Source organism: Streptomyces sp. HNM0575, from assembly GCF_012726265.1.
Taxonomy (GTDB): Bacteria; Actinomycetota; Actinomycetes; order Streptomycetales; family Streptomycetaceae; genus Streptomyces.
In genome coordinates this window covers 288640-308746 of record NZ_JAASAG010000008.1, presented here as the reverse complement: position 1 = coordinate 308746, position 20107 = coordinate 288640, and the positions used below count along the sequence as shown (strand labels likewise).

Annotated in this window: 19 protein-coding genes and 3 tRNA genes; 7 read left to right on the top strand and 15 right to left on the bottom strand. The window is 71.9% G+C overall.

Annotation, left to right across the window (positions count from 1 at the left end; translation table 11 throughout):
* Positions 1–221: 221 nt before the first annotated feature.
* Both HCC61_RS20600 and HCC61_RS20595 read right to left on the bottom strand, forming a co-directional pair.
* A complete protein-coding gene (locus HCC61_RS20600; RefSeq protein WP_346777299.1) occupies positions 222–3488 on the bottom strand; it encodes a helicase-related protein in 3267 nt (1088 codons plus the stop codon).
* Between the two features lie 170 nt (positions 3489–3658).
* Positions 3659–5644 carry a DAK2 domain-containing protein gene (locus HCC61_RS20595; RefSeq protein ID WP_169137409.1) on the bottom strand — a complete coding sequence of 662 codons (1986 nt, stop codon included), beginning with the start codon at positions 5642–5644 and terminating at the stop codon, positions 3659–3661.
* Between the two features lie 451 nt (positions 5645–6095).
* Here HCC61_RS20595 and rpmB point away from each other — a divergent pair, with 451 nt between their 5' ends.
* Positions 6096–6281 carry a 50S ribosomal protein L28 gene (gene rpmB / locus HCC61_RS20590; protein WP_028435377.1) on the top strand — a complete coding sequence of 62 codons (186 nt, stop codon included), beginning with the start codon at positions 6096–6098 and terminating at the stop codon, positions 6279–6281.
* Between the two features lie 91 nt (positions 6282–6372).
* Here rpmB and thiD read toward each other — a convergent pair whose 3' ends face one another.
* Complete coding sequence (gene thiD / locus HCC61_RS20585; protein ID WP_169137407.1) at positions 6373–7191, bottom strand: bifunctional hydroxymethylpyrimidine kinase/phosphomethylpyrimidine kinase; 819 nt, start codon at positions 7189–7191, stop codon at positions 6373–6375.
* Between the two features lie 193 nt (positions 7192–7384).
* Positions 7385–8401, bottom strand: a complete 1017-nt coding sequence (locus HCC61_RS20580; RefSeq protein ID WP_169137405.1) for a thiamine-phosphate kinase — start codon at positions 8399–8401, stop codon at positions 7385–7387.
* Between the two features lie 176 nt (positions 8402–8577).
* Between HCC61_RS20580 and HCC61_RS20575 the strand changes: the two genes are divergently transcribed.
* Both HCC61_RS20575 and HCC61_RS20570 read left to right on the top strand, forming a co-directional pair.
* Positions 8578–8811, top strand: coding sequence for an Lrp/AsnC ligand binding domain-containing protein (locus HCC61_RS20575; protein ID WP_169137403.1), 234 nt, complete (start codon positions 8578–8580; stop codon positions 8809–8811).
* A gap of 20 nt (positions 8812–8831) precedes the next feature.
* Positions 8832–9323 (top strand): DUF3515 domain-containing protein, encoded by a 492-nt coding sequence (locus tag HCC61_RS20570; RefSeq protein WP_169137401.1) that lies wholly within the window; start codon positions 8832–8834, stop codon positions 9321–9323.
* Between the two features lie 89 nt (positions 9324–9412).
* Here the strand turns inward: HCC61_RS20570 and HCC61_RS20565 are convergent, their stop codons facing one another.
* The 3 genes from HCC61_RS20565 to HCC61_RS20555 all read right to left on the bottom strand — a co-directional run bounded on the left by HCC61_RS20565 (position 9413) and on the right by HCC61_RS20555 (position 12573).
* Positions 9413–10549, bottom strand: a complete 1137-nt coding sequence (locus tag HCC61_RS20565; RefSeq protein ID WP_169137399.1) for a D-alanine--D-alanine ligase family protein — start codon at positions 10547–10549, stop codon at positions 9413–9415.
* A gap of 168 nt (positions 10550–10717) precedes the next feature.
* Complete coding sequence (locus tag HCC61_RS20560; RefSeq protein WP_169137397.1) at positions 10718–11719, bottom strand: NAD(P)H-dependent glycerol-3-phosphate dehydrogenase; 1002 nt, start codon at positions 11717–11719, stop codon at positions 10718–10720.
* Entirely contained in the window at positions 11716–12573 is an 858-nt protein-coding gene (locus HCC61_RS20555; protein WP_169137395.1) for a lysophospholipid acyltransferase family protein, read from the bottom strand. Before HCC61_RS20555 ends, HCC61_RS20560 begins: the two co-directional genes overlap by 4 nt.
* A gap of 270 nt (positions 12574–12843) precedes the next feature.
* Here HCC61_RS20555 and cofC point away from each other — a divergent pair, with 270 nt between their 5' ends.
* Positions 12844–13530, top strand: coding sequence for a 2-phospho-L-lactate guanylyltransferase (gene cofC / locus HCC61_RS20550; protein WP_169137393.1), 687 nt, complete (start codon positions 12844–12846; stop codon positions 13528–13530).
* 18 nt (positions 13531–13548) lie between these two features.
* Entirely contained in the window at positions 13549–13752 is a 204-nt protein-coding gene (locus tag HCC61_RS20545) for a hypothetical protein (protein WP_169137391.1), read from the top strand.
* A gap of 201 nt (positions 13753–13953) precedes the next feature.
* Here the strand turns inward: HCC61_RS20545 and HCC61_RS20540 are convergent, their stop codons facing one another.
* From HCC61_RS20540 to leuC, 4 genes are all read right to left on the bottom strand, one after another.
* Entirely contained in the window at positions 13954–14607 is a 654-nt protein-coding gene (locus tag HCC61_RS20540; RefSeq protein WP_169137389.1) for an HU family DNA-binding protein, read from the bottom strand.
* Between the two features lie 125 nt (positions 14608–14732).
* A complete protein-coding gene (locus HCC61_RS20535; RefSeq protein WP_028435369.1) occupies positions 14733–14987 on the bottom strand; it encodes a hypothetical protein in 255 nt (84 codons plus the stop codon).
* Between the two features lie 171 nt (positions 14988–15158).
* On the bottom strand, positions 15159–15752 hold the full coding sequence (gene leuD, locus HCC61_RS20530) for a 3-isopropylmalate dehydratase small subunit (RefSeq protein ID WP_169137387.1): 594 nt from the start codon (positions 15750–15752) through the stop codon (positions 15159–15161).
* A gap of 15 nt (positions 15753–15767) precedes the next feature.
* Positions 15768–17192 carry a 3-isopropylmalate dehydratase large subunit gene (leuC, locus tag HCC61_RS20525; protein ID WP_169137386.1) on the bottom strand — a complete coding sequence of 475 codons (1425 nt, stop codon included), beginning with the start codon at positions 17190–17192 and terminating at the stop codon, positions 15768–15770.
* A gap of 165 nt (positions 17193–17357) precedes the next feature.
* Here leuC and ndgR point away from each other — a divergent pair, with 165 nt between their 5' ends.
* Positions 17358–18077, top strand: a complete 720-nt coding sequence (ndgR, locus tag HCC61_RS20520) for an IclR family transcriptional regulator NdgR (protein WP_070010751.1) — start codon at positions 17358–17360, stop codon at positions 18075–18077.
* A gap of 93 nt (positions 18078–18170) precedes the next feature.
* On the opposite strand, the gene HCC61_RS20515 is transcribed toward ndgR, so the two are convergent.
* The gene (locus tag HCC61_RS20515; protein ID WP_169137385.1) at positions 18171–18668 is read right to left on the bottom strand and encodes a DUF4188 domain-containing protein; all 498 of its coding nucleotides are present in this window, start codon (positions 18666–18668) and stop codon (positions 18171–18173) included.
* A gap of 140 nt (positions 18669–18808) precedes the next feature.
* Between HCC61_RS20515 and HCC61_RS20510 the strand changes: the two genes are divergently transcribed.
* A complete protein-coding gene (locus HCC61_RS20510) occupies positions 18809–19456 on the top strand; it encodes a MerR family transcriptional regulator (RefSeq protein WP_169137384.1) in 648 nt (215 codons plus the stop codon).
* A gap of 79 nt (positions 19457–19535) precedes the next feature.
* On the opposite strand, the gene HCC61_RS20505 is transcribed toward HCC61_RS20510, so the two are convergent.
* From HCC61_RS20505 to HCC61_RS20495, 3 genes are all read right to left on the bottom strand, one after another.
* A tRNA-Glu gene (locus HCC61_RS20505) sits at positions 19536–19608 on the bottom strand.
* 38 nt (positions 19609–19646) lie between these two features.
* Positions 19647–19719: transfer RNA gene (locus tag HCC61_RS20500), tRNA-Glu, on the bottom strand.
* 58 nt (positions 19720–19777) lie between these two features.
* Positions 19778–19849: transfer RNA gene (locus tag HCC61_RS20495), tRNA-Gln, on the bottom strand.
* Positions 19850–20107: the final 258 nt, after the last annotated feature.

The following is a 20107-nucleotide window of genomic DNA, read 5'->3' as shown; positions in this document are numbered from 1 at the left end:
CCCTTCGTCTGTCGTGGGGGTCGTCTCTTGTGGAGGCCGTCTCTCGTGGCGTCTCTCGTGGGGGGCCGGTGTGGGGGTCGGTCGCCGGAGGCCGGCGGGGGGGGCGGGGCCGGCGCTCTCGTGCGGCGGGCGTACGCCCCGGATCCGGCTCCCGCGGGCCCGGCTTCGCAACCGAGGATCCCACGGCGCCGGTGCGGGCGCCCTCCCCTGTCCGTCCGCGGTCATCCCTTGTCGAGGTAGTCCTCGCGCTCCTCGTCGAGCAGCGCCGCAAGTGCCGTACGCAGCTCGGGCAGGGACTCCAGCTCCGGGTCCTCCTCGACCACGGAGTTCGCCGCCTGCCGTGCCGCCTCGATGATCTCCTCGTCCTCGATCACCGCGAGCATGCGCAGCGACGTACGGGCGCCCGACTGCGCCTGCCCCAGCACATCGCCCTCGCGGCGCTGCTCCAGGTCGATACGGGAGAGCTCGAAGCCGTCGAGCGTGGCCGCGACCGCCTCCAGCCGCGCACGCGCCGGGCCCGCCTCCGGGGCCTCCGTGACCAGCAGGCACAGGCCCGCGGCAGCGCCACGGCCGACGCGTCCGCGCAGCTGGTGCAGCTGGGAGACCCCGAAACGGTCGGCGTCCATGACGACCATGACCGTGGCGTTGGGCACGTCGACGCCGACCTCGATAACGGTCGTGGCCACGAGGACGTCGACCTCGCCGCGGGCGAAGCGGCTCATCACCTCGTCCTTGGCGTCGGGCTGCATCCGCCCGTGCAGCGCCTCCACGCGCAGGCCGGCGAGCGGTCCCTCGCGCAGCCGGGCCACGGTGTCGAGCACGGAGAGGGGCGGCCGTCCGGCGTCGTCCCCGTCGGCGCCGCCCCCGGCGTCTCCGTCGTCGGGGCTGCCGTCGGTGCCGCCGCTGCCGTCGTCGGACCGGCTGCCGGAACCGCCGTCGTCCCCGCGCCGCCCGCCCGGCGCCGCGGACTCCTCCTCGTCGCCGATGCGGGGGCAGACCACGTACGTCTGGTGTCCGGCCTCCGTCTCCTCCCGTACGCGCTCCCACGTACGGGCCAGGAAGTGCGGCTTGTCCCTCGCGGGGACGACGTGGCTGGCGATCGGCGAACGGCCCGCCGGAAGCTCGTCCAGCACGGAGGTCTCCAGATCGCCGAAGACCGTCATCGCGACCGTGCGGGGAATGGGCGTCGCCGTCATCACCAGCAGATGCGGCGGCTGAACTCCCTTGCTGCGCAAGGCGTCACGCTGCTCGACGCCGAAGCGGTGCTGCTCGTCGACCACCACGAGGCCGAGGTCGTGGAAGCGGACCTTGTCCTCGATCAGCGCGTGGGTGCCGATGACGATTCCGGCTTCGCCGGTGGTCAGGTCCAGCAGGGCCTGGCGGCGCGCCGCCGCACCCATCGAGCCGGTGAGCAGCACGACCTTGGTGGCGTGCTCCGCGCCGCCGAGCATGCCGCCCTCGGCGAGGTCGCCCATCATCGCCGTGACGGACCGGTGGTGCTGCTGGGCGAGGACCTCGGTGGGCGCGAGCAGCGCGGCCTGGCCGCCGTCGTCGACGACGGTGAGCATCGCGCGGGTGGCCACCATGGTGTTGTGCGTGACCGTGAAGTGGTCGGTGACGTAGGCGCTTTCGGGGTGACGGACGCTGATGCACCGCACCGGTCTGCGTCCGGCCGGCTCCGCCGCACGCACGCAGCGGCGCAGCGACTCCGGGTCCGTGACCGTGCCCGCCCGCCGGGCGGTGCGGCCCTCCGAGCGGAACGGAGGGTGCTCCGGGGGAAGCAGCAGCTCGACCCTGGATTCGGGGGCGGGTTGGGAGCCGGGTGCAGCGCCGGACCCGCGACCGAGGCCGTGGCCGGATCGGGGGCCGGGGCCCGACTGCGGTCGGCTGCCGGGGCCCGCCGGTGGCCGCTCCGGGGTGATGCGGGCGTGGCCGCCGAGGGAGCGGGCCAGCCAGGCCACGTCCTCCACGAGGGCCCGCGAGCCGGAGCGGAAGACGACGGCGGCCCCCTCGCCCGGGACGTGCCCGTGCCCTCCCCCCGGGACGTGCCCGTGCCCTTCCCCGGGGGCGTGCCCGTCCTCCTCGTCCGCGCCGGCGTCCAACAGGCCCTGGAGCAGGGCCAGTCTGTACTTGAGCGACTCCTCCTTGCACTCCTCCGGGACAGGCCCGTGCCCGCCGGGACAGCCGAGCCTCCGGCCCGTCGCGTACGGATCTTCCCGGCCCTCCGCCGGAGCGCCCAGGTCCACCGGCGCGGCCCGCGGCAGATACCACTTGGGCCGGCCCCCAGGCGTGGTCAGGTCGTTCCTGATCTCGCGGGTGGACAGCACCCGCGGCCGCTCACCGCGCCGCCATGCCTCGGCCGTGCCCGCCAGCCACAGATGCTCGTCGTCGCACTCCACTGTGCTGCCGTCGGAGAGCGTCAACCGCCATACGTCGCGCTCCCCTTGGGGGAACACGCCGTCGACGGACGCCGGCTCCCCGGACGGCGTGACCACCTCGTCCCCGACCTCGATCTCCCCCATCTCGCGGAAGCCGCCCGGGGTGAGCACGAGGGCGTCCAGCGGCTGGGCCTTGCCTGAGCCCACCTCGCCCTGGAGGAGGCGGTGCATGGGATGTCCGGCCGCGAGGTCGCCGAAGATCTCCCGGCTGACGTGCTGCTGGCCATCGGTGAGGGTGAACGGCAGCTTCGCGTCGAACGAGTCCAGCAGGCCTCCCGCCACGGGTACGCGAGGGACGGCGGGCAGCCTCGCCTCCGCCACCCGGCGCCTGGCGAGGGCGACTTGGAGGATGAACGCCTCGTCCCACTTCAGCCTGTCGCGCGCCGCCTCGACGTCCGCCTTCGAACGCGGCCTGTGCACCTTCTCGAAGGCCTCGGGCAGCGTGATCAGCCGCCGCTCCTCGCGAATGGCCGGGGGCAGCGGATCGACGAGTCCGTCCCAGCCCGTGGCCTCCATCGAGGCGAGGAGCATCCCGACCGACTTGGCGATCTTCCAGGACGCCATCTGCGCGACGGCCGGATAGATCGGCATCAGTCTGTTGGCGAACGCGTCGACGTCCTCGCTGCCGCTTCCCGCCCCGAGCTTCTCGTACTGCGGATGAGCCAGCTGTAGACGCCCGTTGAAGACCCCGACCTTGCCCGCGAACATCGCCCGCGTGCCCGGCTGGAGGTCCTTCTGCGGCGCGAAGACGCCCCGCCCGAAGAAGACCAGCTGCAACTGGCCGCTGCCGTCGGTGAGAACGACCTCCAGCCGCTGGCCCCTGCCGCGGTTGTACTTGTGCACCTTGGACTTGGCGACCTGCGCGACGACGGTCACGTGCTCGTCCAGCGGCAGATCGGACAGGCGCGTCAACTGGCCGCGCTCCTCGTACCGCCGCGGATAGTGGTGGAGGAGATCGCCGACCGTGTGCAGGCCGAGGTGCTCTGCGAGCACCTTCGCGGTGCTGCCGCCCAGGTGCTTCTTCAGGGATTCGTCGAGCGTCACTGACACGCACCCATTGCACACCATCGCGCTGACAGAAGCGGTGCGACGGGCGCGATGCCCGGGCCCCTGCCGACTTGCCCTTCGACCTGCCCGGCCTGCTCCGCCTGCTCGGCCCTCTCGCGCTACTCGGCCTGCTCGACCTGCTCGGCCCCCTCGCGCTACGCGCCCTGCTCGACCTACTCGACGCCGATCAGCAGCGGAGAGGAGTGCCCGCGGCCCTCGTAGACCACCGTGTCGACGGCGAGATGGCCGCCGCGCACCTGCTCCTCCAGCCGGTCCGCCAGCCCGTGCGGAGCGTGTTCGCCGACGACGAGCGTGACCATCTCCCCGCCCGCCGCGAGCATCCGCTCCAGCACGTCCGCGGCCGTGTCGCCGACGTCGTCGCCCATCACCACCACGTCGCCCTCCACCAGGCCGAGCACGTCGCCGGGTTCGCAGACTCCGGCCATGGTCCAGAACGCGCGCCCGGCGACGGTCACTTCGCCGTATCGGGTCGCTCCGGCGGCGTTCGTCATGGCGACGGCGTCGTCGTCGAAGCGGCGTTCCGGATCGTGTACGGCCAGGGCCGCGATCCCCTGCACGGCCGCCCGGGTCGGCACGACCGCCACGCGCAGCTCCGGTACGGCGGCACGGGCCGCCTCCGCGGCGCGGGCCGCCGCTGCGTGCAGTTCGGCGTCGTTGGGCAGCAGCAGGACCTCGGCCGCGCCGGTCGCCCGCACCGCGGCGGCCAGGGGTTCGCCGCCCTCCTCGCCGCCGGGAACTTCCTTGGCCCGTACGACGAGTGCTCCCGCGTCCTCGCAGAGCCCGGCCAGTCCGTCGCCGTCGACGACCGCGACGACGGCGCGGCCCCGCGGGGCGCCGGTGCCGGGGTCGGGGCCGGGGCTGGTGCCCGTGTCGGCGCCGGTGCCGGGGCTGGTGCCCGTGCCGGGACTGGTTCCCGTGCCGGTGCCGGTTCCGGCGGCCGTGGCCGTTCCGGCCGTGGCCGCGTCTGCGGGATCCGGGCCGCAGGGCTCGCCCGCCGCACCCCGCGTGAGGTGGGTGATGCGGATGCGGTGCGGCCTTCCCACGCCGACGCCCGCCTCGACCGCCGCACCGGCGTCGTCGACGTGCACGTGGACGCTCCACAGCCCGTCTCCGCCGCCTACGACGAGGGAGTCGCCCAGACCGTCGAGGCGTTCACGCAGAGCCGCCACGGCGGCGTCGTCGGCGTCGAGGAGGTACATCACCTCGTACGCGCCGCCTCCGTCACCCCCGTCGCCCCCGTCCTCGCCGGACGGGCCGGTCCCCGTACCCGTTCCGGACGAGCGGGACGGGCCGGACGGGCCGCCTCCGGGTGCGTCTAGACGTACGTACGGACCCGTGGCGCGCTCGCCCGCGACGGCGTCCGCCAGCGCACCCAGCACGGAGACCAGCCCGCTGCCTCCCGCGTCGACGACCCCGGCGCGGCTCAGCACGTCGAGCTGGCCCGTGGTCTCGGACAGTGCCTCACGGGAGCGTTCGTAGGCGGCGCGGGCGACCGCGGCCGCATCGGCGGCGGGATCGTCGTCGGCCGTGCGCAGGGCGGCGTCGGCGGCGGCACCGGCGACGCTGAGCATGGTGCCCTCCACGGGGTGTGCGACGGCCGCGTACGCGGACTCGGCGGCCCGGCGCAGCGCCTCGGCCAACAGCCGTCCCCCGCCGGGCACTTCGGCCCTGCCGTCGGCGACCCCGGCCCCGGCGGCGCCCCCTCCGGTACCTTCACCGGCGCTTTCACCGGCGCCCCCTCCGGTGCCTTCACCGGTCCCATCTCCCGTGCCGTGTCCGCCGGTTCGGCCGCCGGCCCCCGCTGCCGCGTACGCATCCGCCATGCCGCCCAGCAGTTGAGCCAGGATCGTGCCGGAGTTGCCGCACGCGCCGAGCAGCGCGCCGCGGGCGAGTGCGCGGAGCGCGGGCGCCGCGGAACCGGGGTCCGTGGAACCCGGGGCGGAGTGGGCGTCGCCGTCGCCCTCCGCGTCGAGGGCCTGTGCAGCCGCGTCCAGCGTCCGGTGGAGATTGGTGCCGGTGTCACCGTCGGCCACGGGGAAGACGTTGATCGCGTCGATCTCCTCGCGCCCTTCCCCGACGGCCTCCAGGGCGAGCGCCGTCCATGCCCGTACCACCGTGGAGTCGAACGGCTGCGGCACGTGAGGACCTCCTCCGGTCTTTGTCCCGTGTGCGGCCGTGGGTGCGGCCGTCGCTGCGGTTTCCGAAGGCTAGATGAGAGCACCGTCGAGGTGCGGAGCGGAACCCGCATGCCGGTGCGGGACACCGGTATCCCGGCGGACCGGGCAGATTCCGGCGGATCCTGGGAGATCCGAGGAGACGCGGGCCGGATCCGGAGAGGTACGGACGGACCACGGAACGGACGGACCACGGAGAGGGATCGGGGCGTCCCCGGCCCGGGCCGGGGAGAGCGGGTACCGCAGGGGCCCTCATGGGCTGGTTTCGCTGTTGATGAGCAGCCGTTGTATGCTGCTCCGGTTGCCTGACGAGTGTGAGTGTCAGGCGTCATGACTCCCTGGCAGTGCCGGTCGCTCACTGTGCCTGCGTCGCCGGGATTTTCCGTACATGCATCTGAAGTCTTTGGAGTTACCCGTGGCTGCCAACTGCGACGTCTGCGGCAAGGGGCCGGGCTTCGGCAACAGCATCTCCCACTCGCACCGCCGCACCCCGCGCCGCTGGAACCCGAACATCCAGCGCGTGCGTGCAGTGGTCAACGGGACGCCGAAGCGCCTCAACGCCTGCACCTCGTGCATCAAGGCCGGCAAGGTCTCGCGCTGACGAGCAGCGCGGTCGCCTGGCTGGTTGCTTTTCGGAGCCGGTCCGTCATCACGACGGACCGGCTTCTCGCGTTCGGGGCAGCTGGTACGCCTCAGCCGGTACGCAGCCTCCACCCGTGGTCCACGGGCCCCAGGCCCGCCCCCAGCGGGAACCCGGCCGCGACCGCACCCGTCACGTACTCCTTCGCCGCCCTCGCCGCCTCCGGCACGGGCATGCCGCGCGCGAGCTGCGCCGCGAGGGCGCTCGCGAGAGTGCAGCCGGTGCCGTGCGTGTGGCGGTTGTCGTAGCGCGGAGCCCTCAGCCAGTGCTCCTCGTCGCCGTCGGTCAGCAGGTCGACGGCCTCGTCGCCCGCCGAGAGGTGCCCGCCCTTGATCAGCGCCCAGCGCGGTCCGTACGACAGCACCGCCGCGGCACCCTCCCGCAGACCGGACTCGTCCGTGACGCGTACGCCGGTCAGTTGGGCGACCTCGTCGAGGTTGGGAGTGGCGACGGTCGCGGTCGGCAGGAGCTTGGTGCGTACGGAGTCCAGCGCCTCCTGTGCGAGCAGTGAGTCGCCGTGCTTGGAGACGCCCACCGGGTCGACGACCACGGGCTCGCGCACTCCGGCGAGCAGCCCCGCCACGGTCTCGACCAGCTCCGCCGACGCGAGCATTCCGGTCTTGGCTGCCTGAATGCCGATGTCGTCGACGACGCTGCGGAACTGTGCGCGCACGGCCTCGGCCGGAAGCTCCCAGTAGCCCTGCACACCAAGGGAGTTCTGCGCGGTCACGGCTGCCACGACGCTCATCCCGTGGGTGCCGAGCGCCAGCATCGTCTTCAGGTCCGCCTGGATGCCCGCGCCGCCTCCGGAGTCGGAACCGGCGATCGTCAGCACGCGGGGCGGCGCCGAGTGGGCAGTTGTCGTCTCCATGTGCACAAACGTAGCCGTACGGCCCGTACCGGTACGAGGGCCGGGGCCCACCTCGCCGCTCGGGGCCCGTGCGCGCCGCCGGACCGCCTCTCCCACACCGGGCCGGTCAGCGCTGTCCCTTCCACGCCGGACCCGTCAACTCCGGGCCGCTCAGCCCCGCCCCGTCAACTCCCGGCCCTCAACTCCCCGCCGCTCAGCTCCCGTCGCCGTCCCCGCCGCTGCCGAAGTGGTCCCAGCCGCCCGCCCGCTCCCACGGTGCGCCGTCCACGGTCACCTGCGGCTGCGCGGCCGGTGCCAGCACCTCGCCGATCTTGCGCCAGCGCGCCGGAAGCTTCGCCTCGCGCGGGAACGTCGCCACGAGGGCGTGGTCCTCGCCGCCGGTGAGCACCCACTGCAACGGGTCGACGCCCACCGCCCTGCCGATGTCCGACATCTGCGCGGGCACGTCGAGATCCGCGGAGCGCAGATCGATGCGGACCTTGCTGGCCTCGGCGATGTGCCCGAGGTCCGCCACCAGTCCGTCGCTGACGTCCGTCATCGAGGTAGCGCCCAGATCGGCCGCCGCCGGGCCCGCGTGGTACGGAGGTTCGGGCCGCCGGTGCGCCTCCACGAAGGCCCGCGGCGAGCGGAAGCCGCGCGAGAGCACCGCGTGACCCGCCGCGGACCAGCCCAGCCAGCCGGTGACGGCGACGGTGTCACCGGGGCGGGCGCCGGAGCGCGTGACCGGTTCCCTGCTGCGCAGATCGCCGAGCGCGGTGATGGAGACGGTGATCGTCCCGCCCCGTACGACGTCGCCGCCGACGACCGCCGCGGCGGCCACCTGTGCCTCGTCGCGGATGCCGTCCATGAGCTCCTTCGGCCAGTTCGCGGGGAGTTCGGCGGGGACGATCAGCCCGAGCAGCAGCGCCGTCGGTACGGCTCCCATCGCCGCGATGTCCGCGAGGTTCTCCGCGGCGGCCTTGCGGCCCACGTCGTACGCCGTCGACCAGTCACGCCGGAAGTGCCGCCCCTCCAGCAGGATGTCGGTCGTGGCGACGACCCTGCGGTCGGGCGCGGAGACCACCGCCGCGTCGTCGCCGGGCCCGATCCGCACGGCGGGCGTGGTGGGCAGCCGGGACGTCAACTCCCGGATCAGACCGAACTCTCCGAGCTCCCCGACGGTGCCGGGCGTCCGCGTCCGGCCCCCGCGGTACTCGCCGCTCAGATGCATCGCTGCGCCCTTTCGCCTGTCTCCCTCTGCCCGGCCCCCGCAGCGCTCCCCGGTGCCGCCGGCGGCACCGATCCGCCGTCACGGGCCGTGCTGCGGGTCTCCCGCGCGGTAGCGGCTACGCGGTACCGTTGCGATCCCTTTCTCCCCATGATCCTCGTAGCCGCCCTGGAGGTTCCGTGGTACAGGCGTACATCCTGATCCAGACCGAGGTCGGCAAGGCATCGACCGTCGCCGATGTCATCTCGAAGCTTCCGGGGATTCTCCAGGCGGAGGACGTGACCGGTCCGTACGACGTCATCGTGCGCGCGCAGTCCGACACCGTGGACGAGCTCGGGCGCATGGTCGTGGCCAAGATCCAGCAGGTGGACGGCATCACGCGGACTCTGACCTGTCCGATCGTTCATCTCTAGTCCCCCCGTATGCTCGCCCGATGAGCACTTCCCTCCGCCGGGCGTCCCGCACCGTCGGCTTCGCCGTCACGGCCGCCGTGGTGGCGGCCGCCGGCTGTACGGCGGACGACGGCGGCCCGGCGGCGCCCAGCCCCTCCGGCGAGGCCGCCAGGACGTGCCGGTCGCTCCACGACCGGCTGCCGGGGCGTTTGGACGGGCAGCAGCGGATCACGCTCGACCCCGCCTCGAAGTACACCGCGGCGTGGGGCGATCCGGCCATCGAGATGCGCTGTGGTGTGCCGCGGCCCGAGAAGCTCTCGCCCGGTAGTGAACATTACAACCCCACGGCAGAGGCGGCGGAAGTCAACGGGGTCTCCTGGCTGCTCGAACAGCGCGACGACGGCTACCGCTTCACCACCACCGACCGGGCCGCGAACGTCGAATTGTCCGTGCCGAAGGACTACGCGCCGGAGGTCAACGCCCTTACGGATCTGGCGAAGCCGATACGTGCCACGGTGCCGCGGCGTCACTGACTTCTCCCCCGCGCACGCGGCCCGCTCACGGATCCCCGCGGCGCCCTGCTCCGTACACGTACACCGGCCCGGCGCCCGGCCGTGTGCGGCTACCGCAGTCCCGTCTCGCGGTTCAGCGCCGCCTGGATGAGACGGTCCACCAGCTCCGCGTAGCTCACGCCGCTCTTCTGCCACATTCGCGGATACATCGAGATCGGCGTGAAGCCCGGCATCGTGTTGATCTCGTTGATGACGAACTCGCCGCTCTCCGTGAGGAAGAAGTCGGCCCGCACGAGCCCCTCGCAGGACGCCGCCTCGAAGGCCTGCACGGCCAGCTCCTGCACGCGCTCCGTCTGCTCCGGGGTCAGCGGCGCGGGCACGATCCCGGACGCGGAGTCGATGTACTTGGCCTCGAAGTCGTAGAAGTCGTGCGCGCTCACGGGCGGGATCTCGGCGGGCACGCTCGCCCGCGGCCCGTCCTCGAACTCCAGCACCCCGCACTCGATCTCGCGCCCGTGCAGCAGCGATTCGACGATCACCTTCGGATCGTGCCGCTGCGCCTCGGCCACCGCGTCGTCGAGGCCGCCGATGTCGTCGACCTTCGTGATGCCCATCGACGAGCCGCCGCGTGCGGGCTTCACGAACAGCGGCCAGCCGTGCTCGCCCGCCAGGTCCACGATCCGCTTGCGGGCCGCGCCCGGGTCCGTACGCCACTCGCGGGGCCGGATCGTCACATACGGGCCGACCGGCAGCCCGAACGAGGCGAAGACCCGCTTCATGTACTCCTTGTCCATGCCGACCGCCGAGGCCAGCACGCCCGCGCCGACATAGGGCACCCCGGACAGCTCCAGCAGCCCCTGGAGGGTGCCGTCCTCGCCGTACGGGCCGTGCAGCACGGGGAAGACGACGTCGACCTCGCCGAGCGCCTTGGGCACCGAGCCCTGCTCCTGGTACGTCACCTCGCGGTTGCCCGGTTCGAGCGGCAGCAGCACGCCGCCGGGCTGGGCGTCGGCCAGTTCCGCGACGCTGGGCAGCTTCCGGTTCTCGATCGCCATCCGCTCGGGTTCGTCGGCGGTGAGCGCCCAGCGGCCGTCGGCGGTGATGCCGATGGGCAGCACCTCGTACTTGTCGCGGTCGATCGCGCCGAGCACGGCGCCCGCCGTGACGACGGAGATCGCGTGCTCGGAGCTTCGGCCGCCGAAGACGACGGCGACACGGGGCTTGCGGGAGGGGCTCTGGCTGCTCATATCGCGTCGACTGTACCGCCTGGCTCCGAACGCGTCAGGGTCCGCGGAAGCCGCGTCGTCGCCGCGCTCTGCGCCACCGGCGCGGGAGCGCGCGAGCGGGCCGTGCGAGAACGGCCGCGGCCCCAACTCCCTTGACCGGGCGGGGAGGTAGGGGTGCCAGGGCGGACGCTAGACCCGTTCCGCTTTGGCGCTGCGCGACATGAGTTCCTTGAGCGCCACCAGCGGCGGCTTGCCCTCGTGCACGATGCCGACGACCGTCTCGGTCAGCGGCATCTCCACGCCGTGCATACGGGCCAGTTCACGTACGGACTCGCACGACTTGACACCTTCCGCGGTCTGCCGTGTGACCGCGATCGTCTCCTCCAGCGTCATCCCGCGGCCGAGGTTGGTGCCGAAGGTGTGGTTGCGGGAGAGCGGCGAGGAACACGTGGCCACCAGGTCGCCCATGCCGGCCAGGCCCGCGAAGGTGTGCGCGTCGGCGCCCATCGCCAGCCCGAGGCGGGTGGTTTCGGCGAGACCGCGGGTGATCAGTGAGGCCTTGGCGTTGTCGCCGAGCTCCATTCCGTCGGCGATGCCGACGGCCAGCGCGATCACGTTCTTGACCGCGCCGCCGAGTTCGCAGCCGACGACGTCGGTGTTGGTGTACGGACGGAAGTACGGGGTGTGGCAGGCGGCCTGGAGGCGCTGCGCCACGGATGCGTCCGTGCAGGCCACCACGGAGGCCGCGGGGCGTCGGGCGGCGATCTCCTTGGCCAGATTGGGTCCGGTCAGCACGGCCACACGTGAGCGTTCGACCCCGGCGACCTCCTCCACGACCTCGCTCATCCGCTTCGCCGTGCCGAGTTCGACGCCCTTCATCAGCGATACGAGCACCGTGTGCGGGTGCAGGAGCGGCGCCCATCCGGCGAGGTTGCCGCGCAGCGTCTGGGACGGCACCGCCAGCACCGTGAACCCGGCACCGTCCGCCGCCTCGGCGGGGTCCGTCGTCGCCCGTACGGAGGCCGGGAGTTCGACGCCGGGAAGGTAGTCCGGGTTGACGCGACGGGTGTTGACCGCCTCCGCCAGTTCCGCTCTCCTCCCCCAGAGGGTCACCTCGCAGCCCGCGTCGGCGAGCACCATCGCGAAGGCGGTGCCCCAGGAACCGGTGCCGAATACGGCGGCTTTCGTCACGCGTTCTCTCCCCCGGCGCCGCCCGGGGGCGCCGTGTCGTGCTGTGCTCGTTCTGTGCGCTGTGCCGGCTCCGCGGGTACGGACTCCGACTGTGCGCCGGATTCTGCCTGCTGTTGTGACGGCATCTGCTCGCGGTCCCGCTGTGCCGCGGCGCGGTAGTCGTAACGTTCGGCGGGCGCGGGCTCTCCGCGGATCTCCGACAACAGCGCGGTGATCTCGTCCATGATGCGGTCGGTCACCGCGCGCAGCACCGCCGCCGTCGGCTCCTGTCCGTAGAACTCCGAGAGATCTACGGGCGGTCCGGCCTTCACGATCAGCGTCTTGCGCGGAAAGAGCTTGATCTCGCCGCGCTTCGGATACGGCGGAACCGCGAGATTCGCGCCCCACTGCGCGACAGGAATGACGGGCGCCCGCGTCTCAAGTGCCACACGTGCCGCACCGGTCTTGCCTTTCATCGGCCACATCGCCGGGTCGCGCGTGAGAGTTCCCTCCGGGTAGAAAGCGACGCACTCGCCCTTGTCGATGGCTTCAACGGCGGCTCTGAAGGCCCCTATGGCGTCCTTGGACTCGCGGAAGACGGGGATCTGACCGGTGCCCCGCATCGCCCTTCCCACGAACCCGCTCCTGAAGAGGCCGACCTTCGCGAGAAACCTCGGGACCCTGCCGGTGTTGTACTGAAAGTGCGCATAGGAAAGCGGGTCCACGGCGGAGTTGTGATTGACGACGGTGATAAAGCCGTCATTCTCCGGAATATGTTCCATTCCGCGCCAGTCCCGCTTGAAGAACACCAAGAGCGGCGGTTTCAGCAAAACCGCGGCAAGGCGGTACCAGAAGCCGATTCTGCGGCGGGACACCCGGACACCATCTCCTCTTGCCTGTTCGAACAGCCACGTGGGTCCCGGCGGGCGGCTTGGCACGGGCCTGCCGCGGGGGTGGGCGCGGGACCCTCGGCACGGCGGGCGTGGGCCTGACCGGCGCGTCCGGCGTGCGTTCACCCCGGCGCGCGAGGGGCAAGTCTCACCCCGTACCCCCCACCGTGTCGAGCACACGGTTCGTCTGCGTCTGCCCCGCAACCGTAGCCGGGCGCCTGCCCGGCCCTTCCGGCGGCGGGTGAGAATGAGGGCGTGCACCCACAAGTGACGCCCGTCGCGTGGACCCTCGTGGTGCCCTTGAAGCCGCTGGCACGGGCCAAGAGCCGGCTCGCCGCGACCGCGGGCGACCCGGCCCGCAGACGGCTCGCGGCGGCCTTCGCACAGGACACCGTGGCGGCCGCGCTGGCCTGTACTTCCGTGCGCGGTGTGGCAGTTGTCACGGACGATCAGCAGGCGGCGCGTGAGCTGGCGGGGCTCGGCGCGCACATCGTCCCGGACGCCCCCGGCGCGGGTCTCAACCCGGCGCTCGCGCACGGTGCCGCCGAGGTGCGGGCCCTGCAACCGGACGCGGCCCTCGCCGCGCTCAACGCCGATCTGCCCGCCCTGCGCCCCGAAGAGCTGGCCCGCGTACTGGACTTCGCAGCGCGCTTCCCCCGCGCCTTCGTCGCCGATGCCGCCGGTACGGGCACCACGCTGCTCTCGGCGCTGCCCGGCCATGCGCTCGGACCGCTCTTCGGGCCCGCGTCGGCTGCCCGGCACCGCGCTTCGGGAGCGGAGGAGATCGTGCTCCCCGGTGTCGACAGCGTGCGCCGCGACGTCGACACGTCCGAGGACCTGGTGGCCGCCCGCGCCCTGGGGATCGGCCGGTTCACCTTGCGCGCGTGCCAGGAGATCCCCTGTGAGGGCGCCGCGACCGCGCCCGCCGGCAACGGCCGGTGACCCTCTAGGCTTCGCTGCATGCAGGCCACTTCGTACACCTACGACGCCGAGACGCGCACGGGCAGCGTGCTGCTCGACGACGGAACGCCGCTGCCCTTCGACGCGGCGGCCTTCGACGCGGGCGGCCTGCGGCTGCTGCGGCCGGGACAGCGCGTGCGCATCGAGGTCGAGGGAAGCGGCGACGGGCGCAGGGTCACCTTCGTGACGCTCCAGACCCTTTGACCGATCCGGCCCGGCCGGCCGGCTGCCGGACCCGCGAGGGCCGGAAGCGGTCCGGCGACAACGGCCTATAAACGCCCGCCGGGCCGGACTCCCGGCGGGAGTCCGGCCCGGCGCTGCGGGACGTCGTGCATGTTGTGGATCCGGTCCGTATCCCGGTGCGGCTCCGAGCCGGCACCCCGATACGTCCGTACGGTGCGGGACTCAGCGCTTGCGTGCCGTGGCCCTCTTTGCGGTGGTCTTGCGGGCGGCGGTCCGGCGGCCGGGCGCCTTCCTCGCGGGAGCCTTCTTGGCGGTGCCCTTCTTCGCGGTCGACTTCTTCGCCGTCGTCTTCTTCGCCGCAGCCTTCTTGGCCGTCGTCTTCTTCGCGGCGCCGCGCTTGGCGGTGGTCTTCTTCGCCGTCGTCTTCTTCGCCGGCGTGCGCTTCGCCGCGGTCTTCTTCGCGGTGGTCTTCTTGGCGACGGCGCGCTTGGCGGCGGTCTTCTTCGCGCCGGCCCGCTTGGCCGTCTTCTTCGCGGAAGTGCCGCCCATCAGGCTGCCCTTCGGGGCCTTCTTCACCGCGACATCGTTCTTCGGAAGCTTCTTCGCCCCGCTGACCAGTTCCTTGAAGCCGGCGCCCGCACGGAAGCGCGGCACCGAGGTCTTCCGCACGCGCACCCGCTCGCCGGTCTGCGGGTTACGGGCGTATCTGGCGGGCCGGTCCACCTTCTCGAAGGAGCCGAACCCGGTGACCGAGACCCGCTCCCCTTGCACAACGGAGCGGACGATCGCGTCCAGTACGACATCGACCGCGTCGGCGGCCTGCTGACGTCCACCGAGCTTGTCCTGGATTGCTTCGACGAGCTGCGCCTTGTTCACGTCTTCCCCTTCGGAACTATTGCAGGAACGAATGTGTTCAAGCTTTTTCGCACGCTAGGCAGATATATACCGCGAATCAAACATGAAACGGGCGAATCACCCTTGTGCCGCAACGAACTCGCCCTTCATCGAGTTCCGTCAGCGCGCTTGCCTGCCTGTTCCTCGGGGAAGCGCCCCTCGTCGATATCCGTCATCAGACGGTCCACGCGCCGCTCCGCGTCGGCGAGATCGTGCTTCGAGGCCGCGGTGATGACCAGCAGTTTGCGCTGGAGCGCCACCCGTACGCCCTCGGGGACTTGCAGTGTGCGCACTCGTGTGTGCGCCTCCTTCAAGCGGGCGGCGAGCCGGTCGTAGAGATCGAGTTGACCGTCGCGTTCCATGCACCGATTGTGCCATCTGCGGTGAGTTGTCGCATACCGGCTTCCCAACGCGCACTCGCGCCCCACGCGTGAGGGCGCGGGGCGCGAGTGCCGATGCGGTTGTGATGCCGCGCGATGCGGGCTGTGCGTGCGTGCCGTACGGGTGCCGGGCGGGGTGCGCCCGGACGTGCGTCAGGCCTGCTGCGTAAGGGGTTTGAAGGCGGGGCGCTTCGATTCGTAACCCGTGATGACGTCGTCGTTCTTCAGCGTGAGGCTGATGTCGTCGAGCCCTTCCAGCAGCCGCCAGCGGGCGTTCTCGTCCAGCTCGAAGGCGGCCTCGACGCCCGGCGCGAGGACCTTGCGCTGTACGAGGTCCACGGTGATCTCCGTGCTCGGGTCGGCCTCGGCCAGTTCCCACAGCCGCTCCACCGTGGGATACGGCAGCACGACCGTCAGCAGGCCGTTCTTCAGGGAGTTGCCGCGGAAGATGTCCGCGAAGCGGGGCGAGATCACGGCCTTGAAGCCGTAGTTCTGGAGGGCCCATACGGCGTGCTCGCGAGAGGAGCCGGTGCCGAAGTCCTCGCCGGCGACGAGCACCGTGCCGCCCTTGAACGCCGCCTGGTTGAGCACGAAGTCGTCCTGCTTGCGCCACGCCTCGAAGAGCCCGTCCTCGAAGCCGTCGCGGGTGACCTTCTTCAGCCAGTGCGCGGGGATGATCTGGTCGGTGTCGACGTTGCTGCGGCGCAGCGGTACGACCCGGCCGGTGTGTGTCGTGAAGGCTTCCATGGTGATGCTTCCTCCTCAGACGCCGGCGGGCACGCGTACGTCGGTCAGGTCGGCGGGCGATGCGAGGCGTCCCAGCACCGCGGTGGCGGCGGCGACCTGCGGCGAGACCAGGTGCGTACGGCCGCCCTTGCCCTGCCTGCCCTCGAAGTTGCGGTTGGAGGTGGACGCGGCGCGCTCGCCCGGCTTGAGCTGGTCGGGGTTCATGCCCAGGCACATCGAGCAGCCCGCGTGCCGCCATTCGGCGCCGGCCTCGGTGAAGACCTTGTCCAGGCCCTCCTCGACGGCCTGGAGCGCGACGCGTACGGAACCGGGCACGACCAGCATCCTGGTGCCGTCGGCGACCTGACGTCCGCGCAGCACGGCGGCGGCCGAACGCAGGTCCTCGATACGGCCGTTGGTACACGAGCCGACGAAGACCGTGTCGACGCCGACCTCTCGCAGCGGCTGCCCGGCCGTGAGCCCCATGTACTCCAGCGCCTTCTCGGCCGCCACCCTAGAGGCGTCGTCCTCGAAGGAGGCCGGGTCCGGGACGGACGCCGACAGCGGCGCGCCCTGGCCGGGGTTGGTGCCCCAGGTGACGAACGGCGCCAACTCCCCGCCCTCGATGACGACCTCGTGGTCGAAGACGGCGTCGTCGTCGGTGCGCAGCGTCCTCCAGTACTCGACAGCGGCGTCCCAGTCGGTGCCCTGCGGTGCGTGCTCGCGGCCCTGTACGTAGTCGAACGTCGTGGCGTCCGGGGCGATCATCCCGGCGCGGGCGCCCGCCTCGATGGACATGTTGCAGATGGTCATCCGCGCTTCCATCGACAGCTTCTCGACGGCCTCGCCGCGGTATTCGATGACGTAGCCCTGGCCGCCGCCGGTGCCGATCCTCGCGATGACCGCGAGGATCAGGTCCTTCGCCGTGACGTCGTCGGGCAGTTCGCCGTTGACCGTCACCGCCATGGTCCGGAACGGGGCCATCGGCAGGGTCTGCGTGGCCAGTACGTGCTCGACCTGGCTGGTGCCGATGCCGAAGGCGAGCGCGCCGAACGCGCCGTGCGTCGAGGTGTGCGAGTCGCCGCAGACGACCGTCATGCCGGGCTGGGTCAGTCCCAGCTGCGGCCCCACCACGTGCACGACGCCCTGCTCGACGTCGCCCAGCGGGTGCAGCCGTACGCCGAAGTCCGCGCAGTTCTTGCGCAGCGTCTCCAGCTGGGTGCGCGAGACGGGGTCGGCGACGGGCTTGTCGATGTCGATGGTGGGGGTGTTGTGGTCCTCGGTCGCGATGGTGAGATCGGTCCGGCGCACCTGCCGGCCGTTCTTACGGAGACCGTCGAAGGCCTGCGGGCTGGTCACCTCGTGCAGCAGGTGCAGGTCGATGTAGAGGAGGTCCGGCTCTCCCTCAGCGCGCGTGACGACGTGGTCGTCCCAGACCTTCTCGGCGAGTGTCCGTCCCATCGCTTTCCCTCCGGCCGGCCGCACTGCCGGCCCACATGTCGAGATCCAATGGCACATCCCGCCCAGAGTCCGCTCGGACCGCGGGTGTGCTCCGCCACTCCAGGGTGGCGGGTGGCGCCGGAAAAGGAACTTGCGTTTCACACTCTGAGACGCGAGTATCGACGCATGGACAACTCTAGCGGCGTCGGCGTTCTCGACAAGGCGGCTCTGGTACTGAGCGCTCTGGAGTCCGGTCCGGCCACCCTCGCCGGACTGGTCGGGGCCACCGGCCTGGCACGTCCGACGGCACACAGGCTCGCGGTGGCGCTGGAGCACCACCGCATGGTCGCGCGGGACATACAGGGGCGCTTCATCCTGGGCCCGCGCCTTGGCGAACTGGCCGCGGCGGCGGGCGAGGACCGCCTCCTCGCCTCCGCCGGGCCCGTGCTGACTCACCTGCGCGACGTGACGGGCGAGAGCGCGCAGCTCTACCGGCGCCAGGGCGACATGCGGATCTGCGTCGCCGCCGCCGAGCGGCTGTCCGGATTGCGGGACACCGTGCCGGTCGGTTCGACGCTGCCGATGAAGGCCGGATCGGCCGCGCAGATCCTGATGGCCTGGGAGGAGCCGGAGCGCCTCCACCGCGGCCTCCAGGGCGCCCGCTTCACGGCGACGGCGCTCTCCGGCGTACGACGCAGGGGATGGGCACAGTCCGTGGGCGAGCGCGAGCCGGGCGTGGCCTCGGTCTCGGCGCCGGTGCGCGGCCCGTCGAACCGGGTCGTCGCCGCCGTGTCGGTCTCTGGCCCCATCGAGCGGCTCACCCGGCACCCCGGCCGCATGCACGCGCAGGCGATCGTGGACGCCGCGGCGCGGCTGAGCGAGGCGCTGCGCAGGACGACGGGCTGAGCGGGCGGCGCGGCCTCCCCGTGACACCGCGCCCCGCCGCCGTGTTGACCACGTCGACCGCCGCGTGAGGACCGCCTCGACCGCCGGTCCGCTTCAACCGCCCGTGCTTCCGTACGACATCCGCTCCGCGGCCCGTTCACCGCGCCGGTCGGCGGGCTCGTTGCCGTGCGCAGCCGCGAGACCGTACGGCGGCATGTTCACGTACAGCGTCTCGTAACGGCCCGCCGGGACCGCATAGGTCTCGTGCCAGATCCCCACGTCCGAACCGCCGTTGCGCGCGCGGCGGTTGTACGCCGCCCACGCCGGGCGGTGCTCCTTGCCGGCGGCCGAGGCGTACGCGAACAGCGCCTCATGGGACTCCCAGTACTGGACGACCGAGATGTCGCGCAGCCCGCCGACCATCACGCGGAAGCCCAGCAGGCCGCCGGCGGGATCCTTCGACAGCTCCTTGAGCATCCGCGGCATCGCCGTGAGGACGGGCACCCAACTCCGCAGCGCCCGCAGCTTGTTGATGCGCATCCCGATCAGGAACACGACCGCGTCGCCGCGCACCGCGGCCGTCGTCCGCCCCGCCCGCACATCGCCCGCCATGACAGACTCCTTCTGTCGCTGGGATACTTTCACTATCCAAAATAGATAGTGCTACTCTCCAACACCAAGCGCAAGCGGTTCGCAAGCGGTCGGCGAGCGGATTCGCTCGCGGTACGACGGGAGCGGAGAACGGCCACGGAATGCGTCTTGCGGAACTGAGCGAACGCAGCGGAATCAGCACCGCCACAGTCAAGTACTACCTGCGCGAGGGGCTGCTGCCGCCGGGACGCCGCATCTCCGCCACCCAGGCCGAGTACGGCGAGGCGCACCTGCGCCGGCTGCGGCTGATCCGCGCGCTGACACAGGTCGGCAGGCTGCCCGTGGCGACGGTGCGCGAGGTGCTCGGCAGCATCGACGAACCGTCCAAGGACCAGCACAGCCGCATCGGGACCGCCGTGTGGGCGCTGCCGCACGGTACGCAGCCGGACCCGGACTCCCCGGAGGCACAGGACGCGGAACGCACCGCCCAGGCTCTTCTGAAGGACCTCGGCTGGAGCTTCTCGTACGAGGCAGGAGCCGCGTCCCCCGCGTACCGGATGCTGATCGGCGCGATCGCCGCCCTGCGCAGGCTCGGCTACCCCTCGGCGATGGAGCACCTGCTCCCCTACGCGCGGGCCGCCGGACAGGCGGCGGAGGCCGACGTGGAGTTGATCGCCGGCTACGACGACCCGGAGCAGCAGATCGAGGCCGCCGTGGCGTGCACGGTGCTCTATGAACCGGTGCTGCTCAGCCTGCGGCGGCTCGCGGAGGCCGAGGAGTCCAACAGGCGCTTCCGCGCGGGGAGTTGAGCGGACGCGGACGGGCGGCTCATGGACGCGGAGGGACAATGGAAAAGCCCCCCGCGTCCCGCGGGGGGCTTCCGTCGAGTACCCCCGACCGGATTCGAACCGGCGCTACCGCCTTGAGAGGGCGGCGTGCTAGGCCGCTACACAACGGGGGCCCCAGCTACCGGTGATGGCCCTCAGCCTCACCGGCCCGTACCCCCGACCGGATTCGAACCGGCGCTACCGCCTTGAGAGGGCGGCGTGCTAGGCCGCTACACAACGGGGGCCTCGATCTTGTGACTTACGCCTCTGACGCCTCTGAAATGCGCCGATATCAAGATCGCGCTGGGCTACCAGGACTCGAACCTAGACTAACTGAACCAGAATCAGTCGTGCTGCCAATTACACCATAGCCCACCGAAACGCAACCCCCAGCCGCAATGTGCTGCGGGGTCCTTGTCCGGGTGGCCGCCTCCGGTCGGGCCTTCTCGGCCCCGTCCCGTTCGGCGACAGGAAGAACAGTACCCGATCGGCGACGGCGCTCCAAAACGGGTTCCGGGAGGTACGGGGTCCCTTCCCGGGGCCCGGTCACAGCGCGGCCCCGCCCCGCGCTCCCGGCCACGCGCTCCGGCGGAAAACGCGCTCAGGCCTGCTTCAGTGCCCGTACGGGCACCG

Coding starts and splice junctions, on each gene's coding strand:
- HCC61_RS20510 (WP_169137384.1), top strand. CDS start 18,809: ATGCGTCTTGCGGAACTGAGCGAACGCAGCGGAATCAGCACCGCCACA.
- HCC61_RS20515 (WP_169137385.1), bottom strand. CDS start 18,668: ATGGCGGGCGATGTGCGGGCGGGGCGGACGACGGCCGCGGTGCGCGGC.
- HCC61_RS20535 (WP_028435369.1), bottom strand. CDS start 14,987: ATGGAACGCGACGGTCAACTCGATCTCTACGACCGGCTCGCCGCCCGC.
- ndgR (WP_070010751.1), top strand. CDS start 17,358: ATGGACAACTCTAGCGGCGTCGGCGTTCTCGACAAGGCGGCTCTGGTA.
- leuC (WP_169137386.1), bottom strand. CDS start 17,192: ATGGGACGGACACTCGCCGAGAAGGTCTGGGACGACCACGTCGTCACG.
- HCC61_RS20570 (WP_169137401.1), top strand. CDS start 8,832: ATGAGCACTTCCCTCCGCCGGGCGTCCCGCACCGTCGGCTTCGCCGTC.
- HCC61_RS20580 (WP_169137405.1), bottom strand. CDS start 8,401: ATGCATCTGAGCGGCGAGTACCGCGGGGGCCGGACGCGGACGCCCGGC.
- leuD (WP_169137387.1), bottom strand. CDS start 15,752: ATGGAAGCCTTCACGACACACACCGGCCGGGTCGTACCGCTGCGCCGC.
- HCC61_RS20565 (WP_169137399.1), bottom strand. CDS start 10,549: ATGAGCAGCCAGAGCCCCTCCCGCAAGCCCCGTGTCGCCGTCGTCTTC.
- thiD (WP_169137407.1), bottom strand. CDS start 7,191: ATGGAGACGACAACTGCCCACTCGGCGCCGCCCCGCGTGCTGACGATC.
- HCC61_RS20545 (WP_169137391.1), top strand. CDS start 13,549: ATGCAGGCCACTTCGTACACCTACGACGCCGAGACGCGCACGGGCAGC.